This is a genomic window from Oceaniglobus roseus (assembly GCF_002869745.1).
Classification (GTDB): Bacteria; Pseudomonadota; Alphaproteobacteria; order Rhodobacterales; family Rhodobacteraceae; genus Oceaniglobus; species Oceaniglobus roseus.
Genome location: NZ_PNOS01000005.1, coordinates 19,753 through 45,276, shown reverse-complemented (window position 1 = coordinate 45,276; position 25,524 = coordinate 19,753). Strand labels below are relative to the sequence as shown.

Here is a 25,524-nt window from a genome sequence, read left to right as displayed (position 1 = left end):
ATGGGAATCGTGATCTCGACCTTCGAATGGGTGCCGCCGTTCGCGCAGGGCTGGGTGCGCGACCTTCGCCCCCGCTGGGCGCTGGCCGAAGCCGGTCTGCCCTACGAGGTGAATACCCTGGCGCGGGGCGAGGGGGACGGCGCCGCCTACCGCGGCTGGCAGCCCTTCGGTCAGGTGCCCGCCTATCGCGACGACACGGTGGAGATGTTCGAGAGCGGGGCGATCCTGCTGCACATCTCGCAGATGTCCGACGTGCTGCGCCCGCGGTCGGAACAGGAGGCGGCGCAGGTGTCGGCCTGGGTCTTCGCCGCGCTGAATTCGGTCGAGCCGCGGGTCGACAACCTGATCCTGCCCGCCGTCTTCCACCCGGGCGAGGACTGGGTCGAAGGGTTCCGGCCCGTGGCCGAGCGGCTGGTCGAGTTCCGGCTGAAGTCGCTGACCGGCTGGCTGGAGGGGCGGACCTGGCTGACGGACCGCTTCAGCGTCGCCGACATCGTCATGGCGACGGTCCTGCGCGCCCTGCAGGAAGAGCCGGTGCTGGGCCGCTACCCGGTGGTGAAGGCGTACCTCGACCGTTGCCTTGCGCGTCCCGCCTTTGCCGAGGCGATGGAGGCGCAGCTGGCGACCTTCCGCGCCCACGAACCCGCCTGAGCGGGAACCGTCCTGCCGCGGGCGTCGGCCCGCCCGCGGCTTCCGGGGCGGGGGCGGCTGGGCTATCGTCGGGAAAAACCTGCCCGGAGGTCGCCCCATGCCCCTGTCCCGCCGCCCCGAGAACGGGCTGTCCCATGTCCGCGGCGACACCGACTCGCCGCTGCTCGACGTCACGATCCCGAAACTGCTGGCCGACACCGTGGCGCGGTTCGCCCCGCGCGAGGCGGTGGTGTTCCGCGCCCATGGCATCCGCTGGACCTGGGAGGCCTTCGCGGCCGAGGTGGACCGGGTGGCGGCGGGCCTGCTGGCGGCGGGGATCGCGCCGGGGGACCGGGTCGGGATCTGGTCGCCGAACCGCCCCGAGTGGCTGCTGATCCAGTTCGCCACGGCGCGCGTCGGGGCGATCATGGTCTGCCTCAACCCCGCCTACCGTGCCCGCGAGGTCGAGTTCGCGTTGAACGCCGCCGGCTGTCGGCTGCTGGTCATGGCGCGCCGCTTCCGCCAGTCCGACTATGTCGCGATGCTGGAAGAGCTGGCGCCCGAGCTGGCGCAGGCGGCGCCCGGCGCGCTGCGTGCCGCCCGCCTGCCGGAGCTGCGCGACGTGGTGGTGACCGGGGACGATCCCGCGCCCGCCGGAATGCGCAGGTTCTCGACCCTGCAGGCGCAGGCGGATCGGGGGACACTGGACCGTGTCTCGGCCGGGCTGACGCCGGACGACCCGATCAACATCCAGTTCACCAGCGGCACCACCGGCGCGCCCAAGGGCGCCTGCCTGACCCACCGCAACATCGTCAACAACGCCCATTTCACCACGGCGACCATGGCCTTCACCGAGGCGGACTCGCTCTGCATCCCGGTGCCCTTCTACCACTGCTTCGGCATGGTGATGGGCACGCTCGGCTGCGTCACCAAGGGCGCGCGCATGGTGATCCCGGGCGAAGGCTTCGATCCGGCCGAAACGCTCGCCGCGGTGTCGGAGGAGGGGTGCACCGCGCTCTACGGCGTGCCGACGATGTTCGTGGCCGAGCTTGGGCTGCCGGAGTTCGCGGACTACGACCTAGGCAGGCTGCGCACCGGGATCATGGCCGGCGCGCCCTGTCCGATCGAGGTGATGAAGAAGGTGCAGGGCCGGATGAACATGACCGGCATCACCATCGCCTACGGAATGACCGAGACTTCGCCGGTGTCGTTCCAGTCGAACATGGACGACCCGCTGGAGCAGCGCGTCAGCTCGGTCGGCCGCGTGCATCCACATGTCGAATGCCGGATCGCCGATCCCGAGGGGCGCACCGTCCCCGTCGGCACCCAGGGCGAGCTGATGACCCGGGGCTACTCGGTGATGCAGGGATACTGGGGCCTGCCCGACCGGACGGCCGAGGCGATCGACGCCGAGGGCTGGATGCACACCGGCGACCTGGCCGTGATGGACGGCGAGGGATACTGCCGGATCACCGGGCGGCTGAAGGACATGATCCTGCGCGGCGGCGAGAACATCTATCCGAAGGAGCTGGAGGACGTGCTGTTCGCCCATCCCGCCCTGGCGCAGGCGCAGGTGTTCGGCATCCCCGACGACCGGCTGGGAGAGGTGGTCTGCGCCTACGTGGTGCCGCATCCGGGCGCGGCGCCGTCCGAGGACGAGATCCGCGCCTTCTGCCGGGCCGAGATGGCGCATTTCAAGGTGCCGCTGCATATCCGCCTGCGCGAGTCGCTGCCGATGACGGTGACGGGCAAGCCGCAGAAGTTCGTCATGCGGGCGGAACTGATGGTCGAGCTCGGCCTGACCGACCCGGGAGCATGTGGCGCAAATGCGGCGGAGGCGGGCGGCTGAATCGCCCTAAGGTTGAAAAAACCCAATGAATGTGGGGGTTTGGCAACGACACGGCGCCGGATTGAGCCGGGTCTGCAAACGGCGTGTTGCCGCGGGACGCTCCTCGGATACGCTTTCCGCAACGACAAGCAGAGCAGGTATCGGGCGGAATGTCGGGCGTGCAGGGTACGTTCGTCGTCTCCTGGTCGCAGACGGAAGTGGACGGAATGCAGGGTGCGCCGCTGGGTGCGCTCGGGCCGGGGGCGTGCTGGCGCTGGAGCGGGGAACCGGTCCGCGTCGACGGGCCGGGCGACGTCCTGATCCTGAGGGGGCCGATCGACGACGAGGAGCTGAAGCGGAGGGCGGCGCGGGCGGCGCGCCGGATCCTGCGCCGCACCCTGTCGCTGCGCGACGCCAGCCTGTCCGGCGGCCCGGACGAGCCGGTGTTCGACCGCTTCTTCGAGGTCAGCGACGGGCGCACCGTCTTTGCCGTGACCCTGATCGAGATGCCGGAGTCCGCGCGGCCGCTGCTGCTGTTCATCGACCGCATCCCGCCCCGCGACACCGACCTGTCCGTGGTGCGCTGCCCCGACGAGCAGCGCCTTCTCGGCCCGCGCAGACCGAAGCCGCCGGGGGTGATCTGCTTTGCCGACGGCACGCTCCTGCGGACGCCGCGGGGCGAGGTGGCGGTCGAGGACCTGCACCCCGGCGACCTGGTCGAGACCCGCGACAACGGCGCCCAGCCGGTGGTCTGGAGCGGGTATCGCCGGATGACGGGCGCGCGGCTGCACGCGCTACCCGACCTCAGGCCGGTGCGCATCCGGGCCCATGCGCTGGGCCTTTCCTGCCCGGCGCCCGACCTCGTCGTGTCGCCCGGTCACAGGATCCTCGTGCGCGGCGCGGCGGCCGGGGCCCTGTTCGGCGAGGCCGAGGTGCTGGTCGCCGCCGTCGACATGGTGAACGACCGCAGCGTCACGATCGAACACGGGCGGCGCGACGTGGTCTATCGCCACGTCATGCTGCCGGGGCACCAGGTGGTCTGGGCCAACGGCGTGGCCTGCGAAAGCTTCCACCCCGGTCACACCGACCTGTCGAGCATCCCCGAGGACCAGCGCGCCCTGCTGTTCGCGCGCGATCCCGCGTTGCAGGCCGATCCGGGCTGCTTCGGCGCCCCGGTGCGCCGGATGCTGAGCGGACCGGAGGCGGCGGTGCTGCTTCAGGAGGCGCGGGACGCGGCGCGACGGTCGGGGAGGAGACTGGCCGTTGCCTCTTGACTCCGCGCACCCAGAGGATATGCAGCGCGCCTGTCTGGTGCTGCGCCTGCGCGGCGTCCGGATCGTCATTGGTGTTGGTGGCCCCCGCAAGGGGAAGCCTGTCGGAGTCCGGTTCATCAGAGCCGGGGTTCAGAGGACAACGCCCTTCCCTGTCGCCCCCCGGCCCACGCGCCACGGGGTGACGCCCTGAAGAAGGAGATCAGACGGTGACCAAACGCACCTCTGCCAAGTACAAGATCGACCGCCGCATGGGCGAAAACATCTGGGGCCGCCCGAAGTCCCCGGTCAACCGCCGCGAATACGGCCCCGGCCAGCACGGCCAGCGCCGCAAGGGCAAGGTTTCGGACTTCGGCCTCCAGCTGCGTGCCAAGCAGAAGCTGAAAGGCTATTACGGCGACCTGACCGAGAAGCAGTTCAAGCGCATCTATGCCGAGGCCGCGCGGGTCCGCGGCGACACCGGCGAGAACCTGATCGGCCTGCTCGAGCGCCGTCTGGACGCCGTCGTCTACCGCGCCAAGTTCGTGGCGACCGTCTTTGCCGCCCGCCAGTTCGTGAACCACGGCCACGTCACCGTGAACGGCCAGCGCGTCAACATCCCCTCCTACCGCGTGAAGGAAGGCGACGTGATCGAGGTCCGCGCGAAGTCGAAGCAGCTCGTCACCGTGCTGGAAGCCGTGCAGCTGCCCGAGCGGGACGTGCCGGACTACCTCGAAGTCGACCACAACAAGATGACCGCGACCTTCGTGCGCACCCCGGGCCTCGGCGACGTGCCCTATCCGGTGCAGATGGAGCCGAACCTCGTCATCGAATACTACGCCCAGAACTGATCGGGCCGTGGAGGCGGCGCGACGGAACGTCCTTCTGGTCAGTTTCGACGACGCCGCCGCCTACCAGGATTACCGCAACGTCTTCGGCGAGACGTTGCGGACCCCCAACCTCGACCGCATCTGCGCCCAGTCCGCGGCCTTCCGCGCCGCCTATTGCCAGGCGCCCATCTGCGGCCCCTCCCGCGCCAGCATGATGACTGGCCTCAGCCCCCATCAGCTGGGCGTGCTGGACCATTCCACCGAAGTCTTCGACGTGATCGGGCCCGAGGGCATATGGTCGTCCCGGCTGAAGGCCGCGGGCTTCTACTGCTCGTCCGGCGGCAAGGTGCATCACCGCTACAAGCCGCTTCCGACCGCCTATCACCGCGCGCTCTACAACGATGGGCCGAAGACCTTCCGCAGCGACATGAAGATGCTGCCGGACATCGACAAGAAGAAGTACGGCGGCAACCGCGGTGGCTGGGGCACCACCGATCCGAAGGACGACGCGACCTACCACGACCACCAGTCGGCCGATTCCTTCATCGACTTCATCGAAAGCTACGACCGCGACGCCCCCTTCTACCGCGAGGTCGGCTTCTACAGCCCCCATGGCCCCCACTACACCCCCGCGCGCTTCAAGGAGATGTACGACGCCGACGCCTTCCGCCCGCCCGCCGAATGGGCCGCGGGGTTCGATCCGCACCCGTTCACGGACGAGCGGATGCCGCAGAACCCCAAGCTCGGCAAACCGCGCTGGTGGCGGGAGAGCGTGCGCAACTATTTCTCCGCCCTCAGCCACGGCGACCACCACCTTGGCCGGGTCTGGGACGCGCTGAAGGCCTCGCGCCACGCCGACAATACCGTGGTCGTCATCGTGTCCGACCACGGCTTCCACCTTGGCAACCGCAACCGCTTCCGCAAGGCGACGCTGTGGGAGCAGGCGGCGAAGGTGCCGCTGATCCTGCACGACCCGTCACGCCCCGAGGCGCGGGAGATCCACGATCCGGTGGCGCTGCTCGATGTCGGGCCGACGGTGCTGGACCATGCCGGGCTGCCGGGGCTTCCGGGCTGTGCCGGGCGGTCGCTGCGGGGCTACCTCGACGGTGACCGCGACCCGGACCGCGCGGTGCCGACCTTCTACGACGGCAGCATCGGAATCCGGAGGGGCGACTACCGCTTCATCCTCTATGCCGACGGCAGCACCCAGCTGTTCGACCTGGCCTCGGACTATTGGCAACTCAGGGATCTGGGCCCCGGTCATCCCGCCTTTGCGCCCATGCTCGAGGCGCTGGTGGCCTCCGCGGCCGAGCACGGGCTGGACATCGAACCCTGACGCCCGTCCCATTGCGTGACCGGAAAACCGCACCTGCCGGTTAAATCGGCAACTGTGCTGCACGGGCAACATGTCATCTGGTTTTGTTCTCATGGCCCGGCTAGAAGCCGCCGAGGGGAGTTTTTGACATGACACATGCCATCCAGCCGAAGCCCGGAGTCCTTGAAATCGCGCCCTATGTCGGAGGGGAAAGCAAGCTGCCGGGCGCCCGCGATGTCGTGAAGCTGTCCAGCAACGAGAACCCGTTCGGCCCCTCCGATTCGGTGCGGGAGGCGATCCGCAAGTCGGTGCACAGCCTGCACCGCTATCCCTCGACCGATCACGGCCCGCTGCGCCGCGCCATCGGCGAGGTCCACGGGCTGGACCCCGAGCGGATCATCTGCGGCAACGGCAGCGACGAGATCATCTCGATGCTCTGCCAGGCCTATGGCGGGCCGGGCCACGAGGTGATCCATACCGAGCACGGCTTCGGCATGTACCGCATCTCGGCCCTGGCCGCCGGTGCCGCGCCGATCGAGGTGCGCGAGCACGAGCGCAAGGTCGACGTCGACGCGATCATCGAGGCCTGCAACTTCCGCACCCGGCTGGTGTTCATCGCCAACCCCGGCAACCCGACCGGCACCATGATCGGCAGCAACGAGGTGGGGCGGCTCGCGGCCGAGTTGCCCGCCCACGTCCTGCTGGTGCTCGACGGCGCCTATGCCGAGTATGTCGAGGATTTCGACGGCGGGGCGAAACTGGTGGACAAGCGCGACAACGTGTTCATGACCCGCACCTTCTCGAAGATCTACGGCCTTGGCGGGCTCAGGATCGGCTGGGGCTACGGCCCCGCCCACGTGATCGACGCGCTGAACCGGGTGCGCGGCCCCTTCAACCTGTCCGAGTTGCAGATGGCCGCCGCCGAGGCCGCGCTGCGCGACCAGGACCACGTCGAACGCTGCCGGGCCGAGAATGCGCGGATGCGCACCTGGATGGCCAAGGCGCTGGCCGAGATCGGCGTGCCCTCGGACACCTCCTGCGCGAACTTCGTGCTGGCGCGCTTCGACGACACGGCGCAGGCCGACGCCTGCGAGGCGCATCTGCGGGACGAGGGGCTGATCGTGAGGAAGATGGGCGGCTACAAGCTGCCCAACTGCCTGCGCATCACCGTCGGCGACGAGGCGTCGTGCCGCCGCGTGGTCCATGCCATCTCCAACTTCAAGGAGACGCGCGGATGACACCGATCTACGACCGGGTCGCGCTGATCGGCCTCGGGCTGATCGCCGGCTCCATGTCCCTTGCCATGCGCCGCGCCGGCCTCGCGGGAGAGATCGTGGGCACCGCCCGCTCGGCCGACACCCGGGCCGTCGCCGCCGAGATCGGGCTGGTCGACCGCGTCACCGACACGGTGGCCGAGGCGGTGACGGACGCCGACCTCGTCGTGCTCTGCGTGCCGGTGGGCGCCATGGGCGACGTCGCCGCCGAGATGGCGCCCCACCTGAAGCCCGGGGCGACGGTGACGGACGTCGGGTCGGTCAAGGCGGCGGTCATCGCCGCGGTCGGCCCGCACCTGCCCGAGGGCGTGCATTTCATCCCGGCGCATCCGCTGGCGGGGACCGAACATTCGGGCCCCCGCTCGGGCTTCGCCGAGTTGTTCGACAACCGCTGGACCCTGCTGGTGCCGGTCGAGAACACCGATCCCGAGGCGCTGGCGCGGCTGCGCGACCTCTGGGAGAGGATCGGCGCCAACACCGAGGTGATGGACGCCGATCATCACGATCTCGTGCTGGCCGTCACCAGCCACACGCCGCACCTCATCGCCTACACGATGGTCGGCGTGGCGGACGACTTGCGCCGCGTCACCGACAGCGAGGTGATCAAGTATTCCGCAGCCGGTTTCAGGGACTTCACCCGCATCGCGGCCTCGGATCCGACGATGTGGCGGGACGTGTTCCTGACCAACAAGGACGCCACGCTGGAGATCCTCGGCCGCTTCACGGAAGAGCTTTTCGCCCTCCAGCGGGCGATCCGCAAGGGCGACGGACAACATCTTTTCGACTATTTCACCCGCACCCGTGCTATCCGGAGGGGAATCATCGAGGCCGGACAGGACACGTCGGCCCCCGATTTCGGACGCGGTGTGAAGGTGAAATGAAGCAGACCCCCGGACTTTTCCTCCTGTGTTGCACGCTTGCCGCCGGAGCCGCGCAGGCCGAACCGCCTGCCGCGTCGCCGCGCCCGCAGCATCGCGACGCCGACACCGTCAGCCGCGCCGCGCCGCTGGACCTCGGCGCCCCCGTCGCCCGGCCGACGACGGTGGTGCAGGCGGCCATCGCCGGGGTGGTGGCGCAGTCCGTGCGCCCGCCGGTGCGCCCCGAGAACCTCAAGCGGCGCACCAACGTGATCCGCGCGGGCTTCGCCCGGCAGCCGAAGATCACCTACGGCAAGGGCGCGATCTGCGGCGATCCGGGGATAGAGGGGCGGAAGATGTCGCCGATCGGCGGGCGGCTGAACGGCTGCGGGATCGAGGATCCGGTGCAGCTGACCGCCGTCTCGGGCGTCACGCTCACCACCCCCGCCACGGTCGACTGCACCACGGCGAAGGCGTTGAAGTCCTGGGTCGACCGCGGCGTGACACCGGTGGTCGGCCGCCTTGGCGGCGGCGTGGCGAAGCTGCGGGTCGCGGCCAGCTATGTCTGCCGCGGGCGCAACAACGTGAAGGGCGCGAAGCTGTCCGAGCATGGCAAGGGCCGGGCCATCGACATCTCGGCCATCGTCCTGAGGAACGGCGCCGAACTGTCGGTGCTGAAGGGCTGGCGCAACCCGGACCACGCCGCGATGATGAAGACCATGCACCGCGCCGCCTGCGGTCCCTTCGGCACCGTTCTCGGACCGGCCGCGGACCGGCACCACCAGGACCACTTCCACCTCGACACGGCGCGTTATCGCAGCGGGTCCTACTGCCGCTGACGGCGGCGCGGGCTTCGATTTCGGGACGCCTCCGGCGGGGGAGTATTTTGACAAAGAAGAAGCCCATGGCTCTTCTCCACCTGAAATGCCCACAGCGTGACGCCGGACACGCGAGGAAGGTCCGGGCGGCGTGTCGGTCGAAGGTCAGACCTGCCGCAGCCACCCCTCGCTGAAGCTGACGCGTTCGGCCCCGGCGAGGCGGGCGGTGCGCTCCAGCGCGGCGTCGAGCCGCGCGAGGCGGGTCGTGGCGAACCGGATCCCCGGCTCGGGCCAGAGCGCCGTGACGCTCAGCACGCCGGAGGCGCGGTCGGCGCTCATGTCGATGCGGCCGACCAGGCGGTCGCCCTCGAGCAGCGGGAAGACGTAGTAGCCGTACTTGCGCTGCTCGGCGGGCACGAAGATCTCGATCCGGTAGTCGAAGCCGAACAGCCGCTCGGCCCGCTTCCGGTCGCGCAGGGCAGGGTCGAAGGGGCTGAGGACGCGGATCATGCCCGGGGGCGGGGGCAGCGTCGCGGCCGTCTCCACCGTACCGGGGCGGGCGATGTGGCGGCGCGGGCGGCCGTCGGCGCCCTCGACCTCGATCTCCTCGATCTCGCCACGCGCCAGGGCGTCGGCGCACCAGGCCTTCGCCTCGGCGGGGGAGATCAGGGCGAAGAACGCGGCCAGTTCGCCGGAGGTGGCAAAGCCCAGCCGGTCGAGCGCGGCGGTGCAGGCCCAATGGATCGTCGCCGCCTCGTCGAGGGGGTGGTCGCAGTCGGGATAGACGTTTTCGGCGAGGTCATAGACCTTGCGGAACCCCTCGCGTCGGCAGACGGCGAGGGTGCCGCAGCGCCAGAGGAACTCCAGCGCGGTCTTCGACGGATGCCAGTCCCACCAGCCTTCGCCGGTCTTGCCGGTCGCGCGGTCGGCGAAGTGGTCTGACCGGCAGGGGCCGTGATCGCGGATCCGGGCGATGACGTTGCCGAACTCCTCCTGGTAGCCTTCCCGCCGCCATGTGCGCCATCTTTCCTCCAGCCGCTCCTGCGACCGCGCGAAGCGGAGCCGCCAGTGGGGCAGGAAGTCCATCGGGATCGCCGCGGCGTCGTGGGTCCAGTGCTCGAACAGGGTGCGGTCGCGCTCCAGCAGCCGCGCCAGCGCCGGGGGGCGGTAGGCGGTGCGCCGGGCGTGCAGGATCATGTGATGCGCCCGCTCGACCGTCGAGACGCTGTCGATCTGCACGAAGCCGAGGCGGTGCACCAGGTCCAGCAGGGCTTCGCCCTTCGCCGGTCCCGTCGGCGCTTCCAGCAGGGCGTGGCGGTCGAGGAACAGCCGTCGCGCCGTGCGGTTGTCGAGACGCGGCAGGCTCATCGCACGAGGAAGGGCGCGGGGCCGAGGGGGACGGGGCCCAGCGAGACGCGGCCGTCGGCGAAGGTGAGGGGCAGCTCCAGCACCTTAGCGTCGCCCGTGCCCCGCGCCATCAGCTCCAGCGCGCGGATCACCCTGTCGGAGGCGCCGCCGGGCACAAGGCCGAGGCTGACCGCGACGCCGACCATCTGCCGCCACTCGGTCGCCTTCACGGTGATCTCGCCCTCGGCCCGGCCGTTCGCGTCGGGGGTCAGGCGGCCCGCGGCCCGCAGGCTCATGTCGCCCCAGTCGATCCGCGTCTCGGTCACGTCGAGGCTGGTGATCTTCGGATGCGCGTCGGAGAGGGTGAAGTGGTTCCACGGCCCGTCGAAGCCGACGGTTGTGGCAACCGTGATGCTCTGCACCTTCTCCGGCAGGCTCACGGCGGGGTCGAGCCGGGCGCGCAGCACTTCGGACGGGGCGATGTCCGTGGCGGCGAGGGCGATGTCGTGGGCGTGCTGCACCCCCGTTGCGGGCCGGGTGGCGAAGCGCAGCTGCTCCATCGTCGCGCCCCAGCCGGTGTCGGAAGAGACCGCCACCGCGTCCGCCACCGCCGTCAGGTGATCGAGCTCGAGGTCGGTGCCGGGCACGAAGGCGACGCTGGCGCGCATCTGGCTGCTGTCCAGCGTGATCTCCTCGGCCGGGGTGGCGATCGTCTGGGTGTGCGGGAAGGCGAGGATGATCTTCGTCGGGTTGTAGCTGAGCGCGAGGATCTGCACGAAGGGCGCCGACCAGCCGAGCCCGGTGGCGGGATCGGCCAGTTCGACGTTCTCGATCGTGGTGTCGAAGCGGTTGGGGAACCCCCGGGTGGCGAGGCTGGAGTAATCGGCGGTCCAGCCGCGGGTCTCCTGGGCGGCGAACCAGGCGGTCAGGCCGCGCTCCACGGCCGAGGAACCGACGAACCAGTACCCGCTCCAGGCCGCCGCCGCGACCAGGATCACCACCAGAAGTTTCCGCATCGCGCCCGCGTCCCTGTCCCGCTCTTTCGTCTTCCGTCCATTCGGTGTTTACAGGCCCGGCAACAGGAGGGCCAGTGGATGCAGGGAAAGCCGATGTGGGTGTTCGGATACGGCTCGCTGCTGTGGAACCCCGGCTTCCCGGTGGCCGAGCAGCGGGTGGCGACGCTCGCGGACCACGCCCGCAGCTTCTGCATGCGCTCGATCCACCACCGCGGCACGGAAGAGGCGCCGGGGCTGGTGCTGGCGCTGGACCCCGAGCCGGGGTCGGTCTGCACCGGGCTGGGCCTTCGGGTGGAACCGGGGGCGGAGGCGGCGACGCTGCAATACCTGCGCGACCGCGAGCTGATCTCCTCGGCCTATGTCGAGCGGGTGCTGCCGCTGGACCTCGACGACGGGCGGCGGGTAGAGGCGGTGGCCTATGTCGTCGACACCGCCCATGTCCAGTATTGCGGCGGGCTGGCCCTGGAGGAACAGGCGCGGATCATCGCCCGCGCCGTGGGCGGGCGGGGGCCGAACACCGAGTACCTGTTCAACACCGTCGCCCACCTGCACCAGATGGAGATTCCCGATCCCGCGCTCGACTGGCTGGACGCGCGGGTGCGCGAAATCCTCACCGCGGCGCAAAATCCTTAGCCGCTTGGATATCCGCGGCGATGTCACTATGCTGCGGTGCGAAATCAAGCGTCAGGACATGCCCATGATCGGCCGCCCGGAACTTTCTTCGGACGCCCATTTCACCCAGCCGGTGCGCCAGCTCGTGATGATGCTGGTGGTCCTGGTCCTTGTCGCCATGGGCGCCTACGTGGCCTTCCCGAGCGTGGCGCCGGTGTTCCTGGCGAACCCCTGGCTGAACGGCTTCATCGCCGTGGTCTTCATCCTCGGCATCCTCGCCTGTTTCTGGCAGGTGATGCAGCTGTTCCAGTCGGTCGGCTGGATCGAGGGCTTCGTGGCCGAGAACCCGGGCCACGAGTTCGTCAAGGCGCCGCGGCTGCTGGCGCCGCTGGCGGCGCTCCTGCGCTCGCGCGGGCGCGAGATGCAGATCTCGGCCTCCTCCTCGCGCTCGATCCAGGACTCGGTCGCGACCCGGATCGACGAGGCGCGGGACATCACGCGCTATATCGTCAACCTGCTGATCTTCCTCGGCCTCCTCGGCACGTTCTACGGCCTCGCCACCACCGTCCCGGCCATCGTCGAGACGATCCGCGGCCTTGCCCCGCAGAACGGCGAGGACGGGATGCAGGTCTTTGCCCGGCTGATGAGCGGGCTGGAATCCCAGCTGGGCGGCATGGGCGTGGCGTTCTCGTCCTCGCTCCTCGGCCTTGCCGGATCGCTGGTCGTCGGCCTCCTGGAGCTGTTCGCGAGCCACGGGCAGAACCGCTTCTACCGCGAGCTCGAGGAATGGCTGTCGAGCATCACGAGGATCGGCATCGCCGCGGGCGGCGACGGCGAGGGGCAGGGCGACGCGGCGATGATCGCGGGCCTGATGGAGCACATGACCCGCCAGATGGACCGGCTGACCCAGCTCTTCACCGACAGCGAGGTGGGCCGCACCCTGACCGAGGAGCGGCTGGGCGATCTTGCCAGCGCGATCGAGGCGATGACGCGGCGGATGCAGGAGGACGGCAGCGTCAAGGGCGCGCTCGACCGCGTCGCGCTCGGGCAGGAGCGGCTGGCCGAGGCGCTGGAGGCGCAAGCGGAAAGCGGCGGCAGCGGGATCGACGCCGAAAGCCGGATGCGCCTGCGCTCGATCGACGTGCAGCTTCTGCGGCTGCTGGAAGAGGTGGCGGCCGGGCGGCAGGAAAGCACCGCCGAGCTGCGCCAGGACATCAAGGCGCTGGTGCGCGCCGTGCGCGGGCAGGGCCGCGCCGATGCCGCCCAGGCCGGAAGCGGACGGGGCTAGGCCATGGCGCTGTCCCGTCGCGCGACGCAACGGATGTCGGCCAGCATCTGGCCGGGCTTCGTCGATGCGATGACGGCGCTGCTCCTGGTGATGATGTTCGTGCTCACGATCTTCATGGTCGTGCAGTTCGTCCTGCGCGAGGAGATATCGGGACAGGAGAGCGAACTGGAGAAGCAGCAGGACGAGCTGCGCCAGCGCGACGAATCCCTCGCCAGCCTCTCGGACGAGGTGGCGGGGCTGACCCGGCTGCTCGGGATCGAGAAGACCCGCTCGTCCGAACTGTCGGACCAGGTGGACGCCGCGGCCGAGGAAGCGGCGCGGCAGGACCGGCTGATCGCGAGCCTCAGCGCCCGCACCGCCGAGCAGGAGCAGAAGATCGCCTCGTTCGAGGACCAGGTGGCAAGCCTGATGGCCGAGCGCGACGCGGCCCGGGACGAGGGGGTGCGGCTGACTGCCTCGGTGAAGGAGCTGGAGGATGCCCGCACCCGCCTGATGAGCGAGCAGGAGCAGATGCAGCTGGCCCTCGCCCAGGCGCGGGACGAGATCGACGCGCAGGCCGAACAGGCCCGCCTTGCCGCCGCCCGCCGCGAGGCGCTGGAGGCGATGACGGCCCAACTGCGCAAGACGGTGGAAGACCGCGAGGGCTCGCTCTCCGACGCGCTCGCCAAGCTCGACGCGGGGGACAAGGCGCAGGCCGACCTGAGGGCGCGGCTGTCGGAGACCGAGGAGAAGCTCTCGGCCGAGGAGGAGGCGCGACTGGCCGAAACCGCCGCGGCGAAGGCCCTGCGCGAGAAGCTGGCATCGGCGGACTCCGAGCTGACGGCGATGACCCTTGCGCTGGAAGAGCAGCGCAGGAAGGCGGAGGAAACACTGACCCTGCTGGCGGCGGCCCAGTCCGCGGAAAAGGACCTGGACGCGCGGCTGACTGCGGCCCTGCTGTCGCGCGACCAGAACGCCGAAAGCATCGCCGCGCTGGAGCAGGACAAGGCCGACCTGAACCGCAAGCTGGCGCTCGCCCTCCTGACGCAGAACAAGTCGAAGGAAGAGATCGCCGCGTTGCAGATCGCGCTCGACCAGTCCGAGGCGGATGCAAGCGCGCTGAACCGCAAGCTGGCGGATGCCCTTCTGAAAAGCGACCGGAGCGCGGCCGAGCTGGAGACGCTGGAGGCCGACCGCACCGCGCTGAACACCCGCCTGGCCGCCGCCCTGCTGGCGCAGAAGCAGTCCGCCGATGATCTTGCCGCCGCCCGCGCCGCGCTGGAGAACGCCATCGGCACGGCCGAGGATCTGACCGCGCGCCTGACCGCCGCCCTGGCCGAGAAGGGGCAGGCGACGGACCGCCTTGCGGACAGCGAGGCGGCGCTGTCCGCGGCGCTCTCCGCGCGGGAGACGGCCGAGGACAAGGCGGCCAACGCCGACGCCCTGCTGCGCGATGCGCTGCAGCAGCGCGATGCGGCGACGGACGAGCTGGCCGCGATCTCCGATGCGCTCAAGGCGGCCGAGGCGGCGAAGCTGGCCTACGAGGGCGACCTTCAAAGCGCGCGCAACAGGCTGGCGAAGGCGCAGGCCGAGGTGGCCGACCTGCGCAAGGCCGCGGGCCGCGAGGCGAACGAGCGCGACCGCCTTGCCGCCGCGCTGGAAGCCGCGCAGTCCGAAGTCGCGGCCCTGCGCGGGGCCGCCGATGCCGGGGACTCCCTGCGCGAGCAGCTGCAGGCGGCGCTGGCGGCAAAGCTGGCGGCCGAGCGCAAGGTCGACGACCAGATGAGCGAGGCGGAACGGCGCGCGGCGCTCCTGGCGGCGGCGAACCGGCAGCTCGAGACCGAGGAGGCGAAGTCGGCGGCCAGCCAGCGGCAGGTCGCCGCGCTGAACCAGCAGGTCGGCGACCTGCGCGCGCAGCTCGACCAGCTTCAGGCGCTGCTGGACCTCGCGGCCGAGAAGGACGCGGCGTCGAAGGTGCGGATCGAATCCCTGGGGCAGGACCTGAACGCGGCCCTGGCCCGCACCGCCATCGAGCAGAAGCGCCGGGCCGAGCTGGAGGCGGCGGAACGGCAGCGGCTGGAACGCTACCAGTCCGAGTTCTTCGGGAAGCTGCGCGATCTCCTGGGCAACCGCGAGGGTGTGAGGATCGTTGGTGATCGCTTCGTTTTCTCGTCCGAGGTGCTTTTCGAAAGCGCCTCGGCCGACCTGTCGCCGGAAGGACGGTCGCAGATCGGGCGGGTGGCGCGGCTGCTGTTCGACGTGGCGAAGGACATCCCGCCGGGGATCGATTGGGTGATCCGGGTGGACGGGCACACCGACAACGTGCCGCTCAATCCCGGCGCCAAGTACGCCGACAACTGGGAGCTGAGCCAGGCGCGGGCCCTGTCGGTGGTGCGCTACATGACCGAAGACCTGGGCTTCCCGCCCAACCGCCTCGCGCCCACGGGCTTCGGCGAGTTCTATCCCGTGAATCCCGCCGACACGCCCGAGGCGCGGGCGCAGAACCGGCGGATCGAGCTGAAGCTGACCGAGCGCTAGGGGCGGCGGGGCCGGGGGCCCCTCAACGCGCCACTGTCACCTCGACCGCGCGGCGGTCGATCTCTTTCCCGTCGCGCAGCATCGTCACCTCGCCGCGGTAGAGACCCGCGGGCCATCCGCCCGGCGGTGTCCGCTTGCCCGCGGCGCGGTAGAACTGCGCCTGGTCCTTCTCCAGCGTCGCGGTGGTGTCGATCACCGCGCCGTCCGGGCCGCCGAAGGACAGGTGGACCACGTCACCCTCCCGGCCGCCATAGGCGAAACCCCAGAGAACCAGCGCCGGGGCCGAAGGCGGCACACGCGCCACGTCGTAGGTGCCCGCGCGCACGGCGTCATAGTCGGGCGGCGCGTCGCCGAACCCCGCCGAGATCAGCCCGCCGGGGTGGTAGGCGGGCGGATCCTGCCACAGCGTCCTCTCGGGCGGGCTGTCGCAGGCGGTGGCGCCGGTGGGATTGAACGGATCCACCACCTGGCCGTCCTGGCGGACCGACAGGTGAAGGTGGGGGAATTCGGCCATGCCGCTGTAGCCGACCTGGCCCAGCACGGTGGTCTCGGTCACGCGCTGTCCGCGCCGCACCTTCACCGAGCCGCGCTTCATGTGGCAATACTGCGTCTCCCAGCCGTCGCCGTGGCTCAGCACCACGCCGTTGCCGCATTCGCGGTCGCTGACATCGGGGGAGTCTGGGCGGCCCTGCAGCACGTCCTCCATCCCGTCGCGCACGCCGGTGACGGTGCCGGGCGCGGCAGGATAGACATCGACCCCGCGCGCGGCCGCGGCAAGGGAAGGCAGGGCGAAATCCGTGCCCTTGTGCCCGTCATAGCTGAGCGGCCCGCAGGTGTAATCGGCGGCGCCGGGGCCGGGATCGCTGTCGGTATATTGCTGGATGTGGCAGGTATCCCCGAGCTTGCAGTCGACGGGAACGTTCAGAAGCGGATCCCTCGCCTCCGCGAGGGAGGCGAGGGACCATGTCAGCACGAAAGCCGCAGCCGGGGCCTTGGCGAAGCGCATGTTCAGTCCGCGGTCAGCAGCGGCGGCTTCTTCGACGAGAGCCGCCGCGTTTCGGGCGGGTCGATCATCAGGTCGATCTTGCCGTCCTTCACGCCGACGCGCACCACGCCGCCCTTGGCGAGCTTGCCGAACAGCAGTTCCTCGGCCAGCGGCTTCTTGATGTTCTCCTGGATCACGCGGCCCAGCGGTCGCGCGCCCATCTTGTCGTCGTAGCCCTTGTCGGCCAGCCACTCGGCCGCCGCGTCGGTCAGCTCGATGGTCACGTTGCGGTCCATCAGCTGCGCCTCGAGCTGCAGCACGAACTTCTCGACCACCTGCAGGATGACCTCCTTCGGCAGGGCGCCGAACGAGATGATGGCGTCCAAGCGGTTGCGGAACTCCGGCGTGAAGGTCCGCTCGATCGCCGCCGTATCCTCGCCCTCGCGCTTGTCGCGGCCGAAGCCGATGGCGGCCTTCGCCATGTCGGCGGCCCCCGCGTTCGAGGTCATGATGAGGATCACGTTCCGGAAATCCACCGCTCGGCCGTTGTGGTCGGTCAGCTTGCCGTGGTCCATCACCTGCAGCAGGATGTTGAACACGTCCGGATGCGCCTTCTCGATCTCGTCGAGCAGCAGCACGCAATGCGGGTGCTGGTCCACGCCATCGGTCAGCATGCCGCCCTGGTCGAAGCCGACATAGCCCGGAGGCGCGCCGATCAGCCGCGAGACCGCGTGCTTCTCCATGTACTCGGACATGTCGAAGCGCAGCAGCTCGACACCCAGCGTGTCCGCCAGCTGCTTCGCCACCTCGGTCTTGCCCACGCCGGTGGGCCCCGCGAACAGGTAGTTGCCGATGGGCTTCTCCGGCTCGCGCAGGCCCGCGCGGGCCAGCTTGATCGCCGAGGACAGCGCTACGATGGCCGCGTCCTGTCCGAACACCACGCGCTTCAGCGAACCTTCGAGGTCGCGCAGAACCTCGGCGTCGTCCTTGCTGACGTTCTTCGGCGGGATGCGGGCGATCTTGGCGACGACGGCCTCGATCTCCTTGGTGCCGATGGTCTTGCGACGCTTGCTTTCGGCCACGAGGTGTTGCGCCGCGCCGGCCTCGTCGATCACGTCGATGGCCTTGTCGGGCAGCTTCCTGTCGTTGATGTAGCGGGCCGACAGCTCCACCGCGGTCTTGATCGCGTCGGAAGTGTACTTGATGTGGTGGTGGTCCTCGAAATACTCCTTCAGACCCTTCAGGATCTTGATGGTGTCCTCGACCGAGGGTTCGTTCACGTCGATCTTCTGGAACCGGCGGCTGAGCGCGCGGTCCTTCTCGAAGTGCTGGCGGAACTCCTTGTAGGTGGTGGAGCCCATGCAGCGCAACTTGCCGCCCTGAAGCGCGGGCTTCAGGAGGTTGGAGGCATCCATCGCGCCGCCGCTGGTGGCACCGGCGCCGATCACCGTGTGGATCTCGTCGATGAACAGCACGGCATCGGGATGCGCCTCAAGTTCGGTCACGACGGCCTTCAGCCGCTCCTCGAAATCGCCGCGATAGCGGGTGCCGGCCAGCAGCGCTCCCATGTCGAGCGAGAAGATGGTGGCCGAGGACAGCACCTCCGGCGTCTCGCCCTTCACGATCTTGCGGGCGAGGCCTTCGGCGATGGCGGTCTTGCCGACGCCGGGATCGCCGACGAGGAGGGGGTTGTTCTTGCGGCGGCGGCAGAGCACCTGGATGCAGCGCTCGACCTCGTGCTCGCGACCGATGAGGGGGTCGACATCACCCTTGCGCGACTTCGAGTTGAGGTCGACGCAGTATTTCGACAACGCGGATTCCTTCTGGTCTCCGTCTTCCACGGTCCCGTCCTCCTCGGCCTCGGGTGCGCCCGTGACGGGGCGGCTTTCGCCGAAGGACGGATCCTTTGCGACGCCATGGGCAATGAAGTTGACCGCATCATAGCGGGTCATGTCCTGCTCCTGCAGGAAATAGGCGGCGTTGCTCTCGCGTTCGGCGAAGATGGCGACAAGCACGTTGGCGCCCGTCACCTCGGTCCGGCCGGAGGATTGCACATGGATCGCGGCGCGCTGGATCACGCGCTGGAAGGCGGCCGTGGGAACGGCTTCGGAGCCTTCCACGTCGGTCACCAGGGTCGAAAGGTCATCGTCGATGAATTCCACCAGGGTGGTCTTCAGGTCTTCCAGATCCACCGAACACGCCTTCATCACCTTGGCCGCGTCCGGCTCGTCGGTCAGAGCCAGCAGCAGGTGTTCCAGGGTGGCAAGTTCATGCCTGCGCGCGTTGGCCAGGGCCAGGGCGGAGTGAATGGCTTGCTCGAGGGTCGATGAGAATGAAGGCACGTTGAGTGCTCCTCTTGTCTGGGCCGGAAAGGGTGTGACCTTTCACAACCGTGGCCTTTCAATCTTAAAGCTTGGTTTTTTGTAACGACGCTTCAAGACTTTTCTTTGGTCTGGCGGTCACATTTTGAAGGCCAGCGGCGCAGAGCGGGCAGGGACGTCACAAAAACACGCAGTCTCAGAAGTTGTCCTTGCGGCGACGGATTTCGGCGAAGACCTCCGCGTCGCTGCTGCCCGACATATCTAATCCCGATTTCACCTCTGACAATCCCGCCCTGAGGAACGGGTTGGTCGCCAGTTCCTCGGCCAGCGACGAGGGGACGGTGGGCCGCCCTTCGCTCCGCGCCGCCTCGATCTCCTGCGCGCGCCGTTGCAGGGCGGCGTTGCCGGGCTCGACGGTCAGGGCGAAGCGGGCGTTGGCGGCGGTGTATTCGTGGCCCGAGCAGACGGTGGTGTCGGCAGGCAGCGCGGCGAGCTTGGACAGCGAGGCCCACATCATCTCGGCCGTGCCCTCGAACAGCCGGCCGCAGCCAAGGGCCATCAGGCTGTCGGCGGTGAACACGGCCTTCGCGTCGGGGACGTACAGCGCGATGTGGCCCTTCGTGTGGCCCGAGACGTCCATCACCCGCACCTCGTGCCCCGCGAAGTCGAAGGTGTCGCCGTCCTTCACGCGTCGGTCGAGGTCGGGCAGGCGGTGCGCGTCGGCCTCGGCCCCCGTCACCTTCGCGCCCTTCGCGGCGGCGAGATCCGGCAGCCCCTGGACGTGGTCGGCGTGATGGTGGGTGATCCAGACCTCGCTCAGGGTCCAGCTTCGTTCTTCCAGCGCGGCGGCGATCGGCGCGGCCTCCGGGACGTCGATCAGGGCGGTGGCCCCGCTGTTGCCCTCGTGCAGCAGGAAGGCATAATTGTCCGAGAGGCAGGGGACGGTGACAAGTTCCAGGGTCATGGTCTTCGTACCTCGGCTGTTCCGGTTTTCGATTTCAGTCTTTCAGCAATCGCAGGCGGCAGCAATGCATCTGGACGTCCTCGATCTTCGCACCTTCTATTACCGCACCCCGCTCGGGCGTGCGGCGCAGAAGGCGATCCGGGGGCAGCTGGTGGCGATGTGGCCGCCCGCGCCGGGGATCAGCATGGCCGGGTTCGGCTTCGCGGTGCCGCTGCTGCGCCCCTACCTGGACGAGTCGCGCCGGGTGATCGGCCTGATGCCCGGCCCCCAGGGGGTGATGCACTGGCCCGCCGGGCAGCCGAACATCTCGGTGCTCTGCGAAGAGACGCTCTGGCCGCTCGATGCCGGCTCCATCGACCGGCTGGTGGTGATGCACGGGCTCGAGACCAGCGAGGATCCCGCCTCGGTGCTGGAGGAGTGCTGGCGGGTGCTGCGGCCCGGCGGGCGGGGCATGTTCATCGTGCCGAACCGCGCGGGCATGTGGGCGCGGCGCGACCAGACGCCCTTCGGCTTCGGCCGCCCCTACAGCCTCAGCCAGCTCGAATCCCAGCTGAAGGGCCACGGCCTGATCCCCGAGCGCCACCTCGCCGCGCTGTTCCAGCCGCCCTCGGAGAAGCGGTTCTGGCTGAAGGCCGGGCCGCTGATGGAGCGGGTGGGGCAGAGCGTTTCGGGCCGCTATGCCGGGGGCGTGCTGATCGTCGAGGTGTCCAAGCAGGTGCCGCGCCCGGCGGGCACCGGCCTGCGCGAATCCCTGCGCCGTCCGCTGCGGATGCTCGACGGCATCGCCGCGCCGGAACCGAAACCGGCCTGACGCGCGCAGGTCGTTCCTGCTCGCCGCACCGCTTGCGACAAATCGCGCCGGCCGCCCCGTCGCGCCCCCCGAACGCCGGGCGGAAAAGCCGCGCCGCAGTCCGCCGCGCAACATTCTTTTCCCAAGGATGCTGGCAGGATGGCCCGTTCCGGGACCGGCCGGGACCGGCCCGGGCAGCGGTGCCGGAAACCGCGGAAGCCCCCCCGCGCACCGGCCCCGGCGGACCCCCGCGCCCCGACCGGGAGGGCCGATTTCCAGCGTCTTAACAGGTTGCGGGGCCGGAAACCCTCTGCTACATCATCGCCGACTTTTATGACGTGTCCGTGAGGGCGCGTCTTTTGAATTGCCCAGACGGTCCCTCGCGCGGGACCACATCGGGCGAAACGGCATCGAAAGGGTGGATGTGTCAGAACCGGCTTCGATCTCCTCAGGTATTGCCGAACGCTATGCGTCGGCCATCTTCTCGCTGGCCCAGGATGAAGGCGGGCTCGACAAGCTGCAGCAGGACGCAGACGCGCTCGACGCCGCGCTGAGGGAAAGCGAAGACTTCCGGGCGCTGATCCACTCGCCGATCTACAGCCGGGACGAGCAGCAGAACGCCATCGGCGCCATCGCCGACAAGATGGGGCTCGGCCGGATCTTCGCGAACACGCTGCGCCTCATGGCCTCCAAGCGCCGCCTCTTCGTCGTCCCCGCGATGCTCGCCATCCTGCGCGACATGATCGCCGACGCGAAGGGCGAGATCACCGCCGACGTCACCGCCGCGCAGGCGCTGTCGGACGAGCAGAAGGCCGCCCTGGCCGAGACGCTGAAGAAGTCGGTGGGCAAGGACGTCAAGATCAACATGTCCGTGGATGACAGGCTCATCGGCGGACTCATCGTCAAGGTCGGCTCCAAGATGATCGACACCTCGATCCGCGCGAAGCTGAACGCACTCCAGAACAGAATGAAAGAGGTCGGATAAATGGGTATCCAAGCAGCCGAGATTTCTGCGATCCTCAAGGACCAGATCAAGAACTTCGGACAGGAAGCCGATGTGGCCGAGGTGGGCCGCGTGCTGTCCGTCGGCGACGGGATCGCCCGCGTTCACGGCCTGGACAAGGTGCAGGCCGGCGAGATGGTCGAGTTTCCGGGCGGCATCGCCGGGATGGCCCTGAACCTCGAATCCGACAACGTCGGCATCGTGATCTTCGGCTCCGACCGCGACATCAAGGAAGGCGACGTCGTCAAGCGCACGAACTCCATCGTGGACGTGCCCGCCGGTGACGCCCTGCTCGGCCGCGTGGTCGACGGCCTCGGCAACCCGATCGACGGCAAGGGCGCCATCGAGGCGACCGAGCGTCGCGTCGCCGACGTGAAGGCGCCGGGCATCATTCCGCGCAAGTCGGTGCACGAGCCGATGGCGACCGGCCTCAAGGCCGTCGACGCCATGATCCCGATCGGCCGCGGCCAGCGCGAGCTGATCATCGGCGACCGCCAGACCGGCAAGACCGCCGTGGCGCTCGACACGATCCTGAACCAGAAGTCGTACAACGACGCCGCCAAGGACGAGAGCGACAAGCTCTACTGCATCTACGTCGCCGTCGGCCAGAAGCGTTCGACCGTGGCCCAGCTGGTGAAGAAGCTGGAAGAGACGGGCGCCATCGAATACACGACCATCGTGGCCGCCACCGCCTCGGACCCCGCGCCGATGCAGTTCCTCGCGCCCTACGCCGCGACCGCCATGGCGGAATACTACCGCGACAACGGCCGCCACGCGCTCATCATCTACGATGACCTGTCGAAGCAGGCCGTGGCCTATCGCCAGATGTCGCTGCTGCTCCGCCGCCCGCCCGGGCGCGAAGCCTACCCGGGCGACGTGTTCTACCTCCACTCCCGCCTGCTCGAGCGTTCGGCGAAGCTGAACGAGGACAACGGCGCCGGGTCGCTGACCGCGCTGCCGATCATCGAGACGCAGGGCGGCGACGTGTCTGCGTTCATTCCGACCAACGTGATCTCGATCACCGATGGCCAGATCTTCCTGGAAACCGAACTGTTCTACCAGGGCATCCGCCCCGCCGTGAACACCGGCCTGTCGGTGTCGCGCGTGGGCTCCTCGGCGCAGACCAACGCGATGAAGTCGGTCGCGGGCCCGGTGAAGCTGGAGCTGGCGCAGTACCGCGAGATGGCGGCCTTCGCGCAGTTCGGCTCGGACCTCGACGCCTCGACCCAGCAGCTGCTGAACCGCGGCGCGCGCCTGACCGAGCTGATGAAGCAGCCGCAGTATTCGCCGCTGACCAATGCGGAAATCGTCTGCGTCATCCTCGCCGGCACCAAGGGCTATCTCGACAAGATCCCGGTCAAGGCCGTGGGCCGGTTCGAGGCCGGCCTGCTGAAGCACCTGCGCACCAAGCACCGGGACCTGCTGGACTGGATCACCAACGAGGATCCGAAGGTGAAGGGCGATGCCGAGGACCGGATCCGCGCGGCGATCAAGGAATTCGCCGACGACTTCGCCGCTTGAAGACCCGAACAGGCCCAAAAAGGACAGCTGAATGCCCAGCCTCAAGGATCTGAAGAACCGGATCGCGTCGGTCAAGTCGACCCGCAAGATCACGAAGGCCATGCAGATGGTGGCCGCGGCGAAACTTCGCCGCGCCCAGGAAGCTGCCGAAATGGCCCGCCCCTATGCCGAACGGTTCAACGCCGTGATGTCGGGGCTGGCCCAGTCCGTGCAGGGCAGCGACAGCGCGCCCAAGCTCCTGGCCGGCACGGGCAGCGACCAGACCTATCTGCTGGTGCTGATGACGGCCGAGCGGGGCCTTTGCGGCGGCTTCAACTCGTCGATCACCCGCAAGTGCCGCGCCCGGCTCGAAAAGCTCGTGGCCGAGGGGAAGACCGTCAAGGTGCTGACCGTCGGCAAGAAGGGCCGCGACATGCTGCGCCGCGACCACGGCGACAAGCTGGTCGGCCACATCGACCTGAGCGAGGTCAAGCGCGTGGGCTATGCCAACGCGCAGGAGATCGCGAAGGACATCCTGGGCCGGTTCGACGCGGGCGAGTTCGACGTCTGCAACATCTACTACAGCCGGTTCGAGAACGTGGTCACCCAGCACCCGACCGAACAGCAGATCATCCCGGCGACCTTCGAGGAGGCCGAGGAAAGCACGCTCTACGATTACGAGCCCAGCGAGGAAGGCATCCTGGCCGACCTGCTGCCGCGCGGCGTGGCGACGCAGATCTTCACCGCGCTGCTGGAGAACGCCGCGTCCGAACAGGGTGCCCGCCAGAGCGCCATGGACAACGCGACCCGCAACGCCGGCGAGATGATCGAGGACCTGACCATCGAGTTCAACCGCTCGCGCCAGGCCGTCATCACGAACGAGCTGATCGAAATCATTTCGGGCGCCGAAGCCCTCTAAGACGAACCGGAGACACAACATGGCAAAAGCCAAAGGCAAGATCACACAGGTCATCGGCGCCGTCGTTGACGTGCAGTTCACCGACCACCTGCCCGAGATCCTGAACGCCCTCGAAACCGACAACAACGGAAAGCGCCTGGTGCTGGAAGTGGCCCAGCACCTCGGCGAGAACACCGTGCGCGCCATCGCCATGGACGCGACCGAAGGCCTGGTCCGCGGCACCGAGGTGACGGACACCGACGGCCCGATCACCGTGCCCGTCGGCAACGCGACGCTCGGGCGGATCCTGAACGTCATCGGCGAGCCGGTGGACGAGGGCGGCCCCGTGAACGCGGACGAGCACCGCTCGATCCACCAGCCCGCCCCCGACTTCGCCGCGCAGGCGACCTCGTCCGAGATCCTCGTGACCGGCATCAAGGTGATCGACCTGCTGGCCCCCTACGCCAAGGGCGGCAAGATCGGCCTGTTCGGCGGCGCCGGCGTGGGCAAGACGGTTCTGATCATGGAACTGATCAACAACATCGCCAAGGTGCACTCGGGCTTCTCCGTCTTCGCCGGCGTGGGCGAGCGGACGCGTGAGGGCAACGACCTCTATCACGAGATGATCGAATCCGGCGTCATCGTGCCCGACAACCTGACCGAGTCGAAGGTGGCCCTGGTCTACGGCCAGATGAACGAGCCGCCGGGGGCCCGGATGCGCGTCGCCCTCTCCGGCCTGACCCTGGCCGAGCAGTTCCGCGACCAGTCCGGCACCGACGTGCTGTTCTTCGTCGACAACATCTTCCGCTTCACCCAGGCGGGCTCCGAGGTGTCGGCGCTTCTCGGCCGCATTCCTTCCGCCGTGGGCTACCAGCCGACGCTGGCGACCGACATGGGCGCCCTGCAGGAGCGGATCACCTCGACCAAGGCCGGCTCGATCACCTCGGTGCAGGCGATCTACGTGCCCGCGGACGACCTCACCGACCCGGCCCCGGCGACCTCCTTCGCCCACCTCGACGCGACGACCAACCTCAGCCGCGCGATCTCCGAGCTCGGGATCTATCCGGCCGTGGACCCGCTCGACTCCACCTCGCGCCTGATGGACCCGCAGGTCGTCGGCGAGGAGCACTACCAGGTCGCCCGCGACGTGCAGGGGATCCTCCAGCGCTACAAGTCGCTGCAGGACATCATCGCGATCCTCGGGATGGACGAACTGTCGGAAGACGACAAGCTGACCGTGGCCCGCGCCCGGAAGATCCAGCGCTTCCTGTCGCAGCCCTTCGACGTGGCCCAGGTGTTCACCGGCTCGCCCGGCGTGCAGGTGCCGCTCGAGGAAACCATCGCCTCGTTCAAGGCCGTGGTCGCGGGCGAGTACGACCACCTGCCGGAAGGCGCCTTCTACATGGTCGGCGGCATCGAGCAGGTGAAGGCCAAGGCCGAGAAGATGGCCGCCGACGCCGCCTGATCGCCTGACGGCCCCG

At 69.0% G+C, this 25,524-nt stretch carries 21 protein-coding genes; 16 read left to right on the top strand and 5 right to left on the bottom strand.

Going from position 1 to position 25,524, the window contains the following annotated elements; translation table 11 throughout:
• The 8 genes from A7B20_RS04070 (at nucleotide 1) to A7B20_RS04035 (ending at nucleotide 8,823) form a co-directional block, all read left to right on the top strand.
• On the top strand, nucleotides 1–651 hold the full coding sequence (locus A7B20_RS04070; protein WP_102107284.1) for a glutathione S-transferase family protein: 651 nt from the start codon (nucleotides 1–3) through the stop codon (nucleotides 649–651).
• 97 nt (nucleotides 652–748) lie between these two features.
• Nucleotides 749–2,479, top strand: coding sequence for an AMP-binding protein (locus A7B20_RS04065; protein ID WP_102107283.1), 1,731 nt, complete (start codon nucleotides 749–751; stop codon nucleotides 2,477–2,479).
• A gap of 149 nt (nucleotides 2,480–2,628) precedes the next feature.
• Nucleotides 2,629–3,732, top strand: a complete 1,104-nt coding sequence (locus A7B20_RS04060) for a Hint domain-containing protein (protein ID WP_102107282.1) — start codon at nucleotides 2,629–2,631, stop codon at nucleotides 3,730–3,732.
• A gap of 206 nt (nucleotides 3,733–3,938) precedes the next feature.
• A complete protein-coding gene (gene rpsD / locus A7B20_RS04055; RefSeq protein WP_102107281.1) occupies nucleotides 3,939–4,559 on the top strand; it encodes a 30S ribosomal protein S4 in 621 nt (206 codons plus the stop codon).
• 7 nt (nucleotides 4,560–4,566) lie between these two features.
• The gene (locus tag A7B20_RS04050; protein ID WP_157937594.1) at nucleotides 4,567–5,874 is read left to right on the top strand and encodes a sulfatase-like hydrolase/transferase; all 1,308 of its coding nucleotides are present in this window, start codon (nucleotides 4,567–4,569) and stop codon (nucleotides 5,872–5,874) included.
• Between the two features lie 128 nt (nucleotides 5,875–6,002).
• Nucleotides 6,003–7,091, top strand: coding sequence for a histidinol-phosphate transaminase (hisC, locus tag A7B20_RS04045; RefSeq protein ID WP_102107279.1), 1,089 nt, complete (start codon nucleotides 6,003–6,005; stop codon nucleotides 7,089–7,091).
• Entirely contained in the window at nucleotides 7,088–8,008 is a 921-nt protein-coding gene (locus A7B20_RS04040; protein WP_102107278.1) for a prephenate/arogenate dehydrogenase family protein, read from the top strand. The genes hisC and A7B20_RS04040 overlap by 4 nt, the downstream gene beginning before the upstream one ends.
• Nucleotides 8,005–8,823, top strand: coding sequence for an extensin-like domain-containing protein (locus A7B20_RS04035; RefSeq protein WP_245866536.1), 819 nt, complete (start codon nucleotides 8,005–8,007; stop codon nucleotides 8,821–8,823). Before A7B20_RS04040 ends, A7B20_RS04035 begins: the two co-directional genes overlap by 4 nt.
• A 144-nt stretch (nucleotides 8,824–8,967) precedes the next feature.
• Here A7B20_RS04035 and A7B20_RS04030 read toward each other — a convergent pair whose 3' ends face one another.
• Both A7B20_RS04030 and A7B20_RS04025 read right to left on the bottom strand, forming a co-directional pair.
• A complete protein-coding gene (locus tag A7B20_RS04030) occupies nucleotides 8,968–10,170 on the bottom strand; it encodes a winged helix-turn-helix domain-containing protein (RefSeq protein ID WP_102107277.1) in 1,203 nt (400 codons plus the stop codon).
• Entirely contained in the window at nucleotides 10,167–11,165 is a 999-nt protein-coding gene (locus tag A7B20_RS04025) for a DUF2125 domain-containing protein (RefSeq protein ID WP_102107276.1), read from the bottom strand. The genes A7B20_RS04030 and A7B20_RS04025 overlap by 4 nt, the downstream gene beginning before the upstream one ends.
• Before the next feature lie 93 nt (nucleotides 11,166–11,258).
• Here A7B20_RS04025 and A7B20_RS04020 point away from each other — a divergent pair, with 93 nt between their 5' ends.
• From A7B20_RS04020 to A7B20_RS04010, 3 genes are all read left to right on the top strand, one after another.
• A complete protein-coding gene (locus A7B20_RS04020; protein ID WP_102107374.1) occupies nucleotides 11,259–11,798 on the top strand; it encodes a gamma-glutamylcyclotransferase in 540 nt (179 codons plus the stop codon).
• Nucleotides 11,799–11,865: 67 nt separating this feature from the next.
• Nucleotides 11,866–13,065 carry a biopolymer transporter ExbB gene (locus A7B20_RS04015; RefSeq protein ID WP_425437122.1) on the top strand — a complete coding sequence of 400 codons (1,200 nt, stop codon included), beginning with the start codon at nucleotides 11,866–11,868 and terminating at the stop codon, nucleotides 13,063–13,065.
• A gap of 3 nt (nucleotides 13,066–13,068) precedes the next feature.
• On the top strand, nucleotides 13,069–15,582 hold the full coding sequence (locus A7B20_RS04010; RefSeq protein WP_102107274.1) for a peptidoglycan -binding protein: 2,514 nt from the start codon (nucleotides 13,069–13,071) through the stop codon (nucleotides 15,580–15,582).
• Between the two features lie 22 nt (nucleotides 15,583–15,604).
• Here A7B20_RS04010 and A7B20_RS04005 read toward each other — a convergent pair whose 3' ends face one another.
• The 3 genes from A7B20_RS04005 to gloB form a co-directional block, all read right to left on the bottom strand.
• A complete protein-coding gene (locus A7B20_RS04005; protein ID WP_102107273.1) occupies nucleotides 15,605–16,588 on the bottom strand; it encodes a M23 family metallopeptidase in 984 nt (327 codons plus the stop codon).
• Nucleotides 16,589–16,590: 2 nt separating this feature from the next.
• The gene (gene clpA / locus A7B20_RS04000; protein ID WP_102107272.1) at nucleotides 16,591–18,909 is read right to left on the bottom strand and encodes an ATP-dependent Clp protease ATP-binding subunit ClpA; all 2,319 of its coding nucleotides are present in this window, start codon (nucleotides 18,907–18,909) and stop codon (nucleotides 16,591–16,593) included.
• Between the two features lie 175 nt (nucleotides 18,910–19,084).
• On the bottom strand, nucleotides 19,085–19,852 hold the full coding sequence (gene gloB / locus A7B20_RS03995; protein ID WP_102107271.1) for a hydroxyacylglutathione hydrolase: 768 nt from the start codon (nucleotides 19,850–19,852) through the stop codon (nucleotides 19,085–19,087).
• A 64-nt stretch (nucleotides 19,853–19,916) separates the two neighbouring features.
• Between gloB and A7B20_RS03990 the strand changes: the two genes are divergently transcribed.
• The 5 genes from A7B20_RS03990 (at nucleotide 19,917) to atpD (ending at nucleotide 25,508) form a co-directional block, all read left to right on the top strand.
• Complete coding sequence (locus A7B20_RS03990) at nucleotides 19,917–20,663, top strand: class I SAM-dependent methyltransferase (RefSeq protein WP_102107270.1); 747 nt, start codon at nucleotides 19,917–19,919, stop codon at nucleotides 20,661–20,663.
• Nucleotides 20,664–21,066: 403 nt separating this feature from the next.
• Complete coding sequence (locus A7B20_RS03985; protein WP_172960957.1) at nucleotides 21,067–21,627, top strand: F0F1 ATP synthase subunit delta; 561 nt, start codon at nucleotides 21,067–21,069, stop codon at nucleotides 21,625–21,627.
• Nucleotides 21,628–23,166: a F0F1 ATP synthase subunit alpha gene (gene atpA, locus A7B20_RS03980; RefSeq protein ID WP_102107268.1), complete on the top strand. Its 1,539-nt coding sequence runs from the start codon at nucleotides 21,628–21,630 to the stop codon at nucleotides 23,164–23,166.
• 31 nt (nucleotides 23,167–23,197) lie between these two features.
• Entirely contained in the window at nucleotides 23,198–24,064 is an 867-nt protein-coding gene (locus tag A7B20_RS03975; protein ID WP_102107267.1) for a F0F1 ATP synthase subunit gamma, read from the top strand.
• A gap of 19 nt (nucleotides 24,065–24,083) precedes the next feature.
• Nucleotides 24,084–25,508 (top strand): F0F1 ATP synthase subunit beta, encoded by a 1,425-nt coding sequence (gene atpD / locus A7B20_RS03970; protein WP_102107266.1) that lies wholly within the window; start codon nucleotides 24,084–24,086, stop codon nucleotides 25,506–25,508.
• The last annotated feature ends 16 nt before the right edge of the window (nucleotides 25,509–25,524 follow it).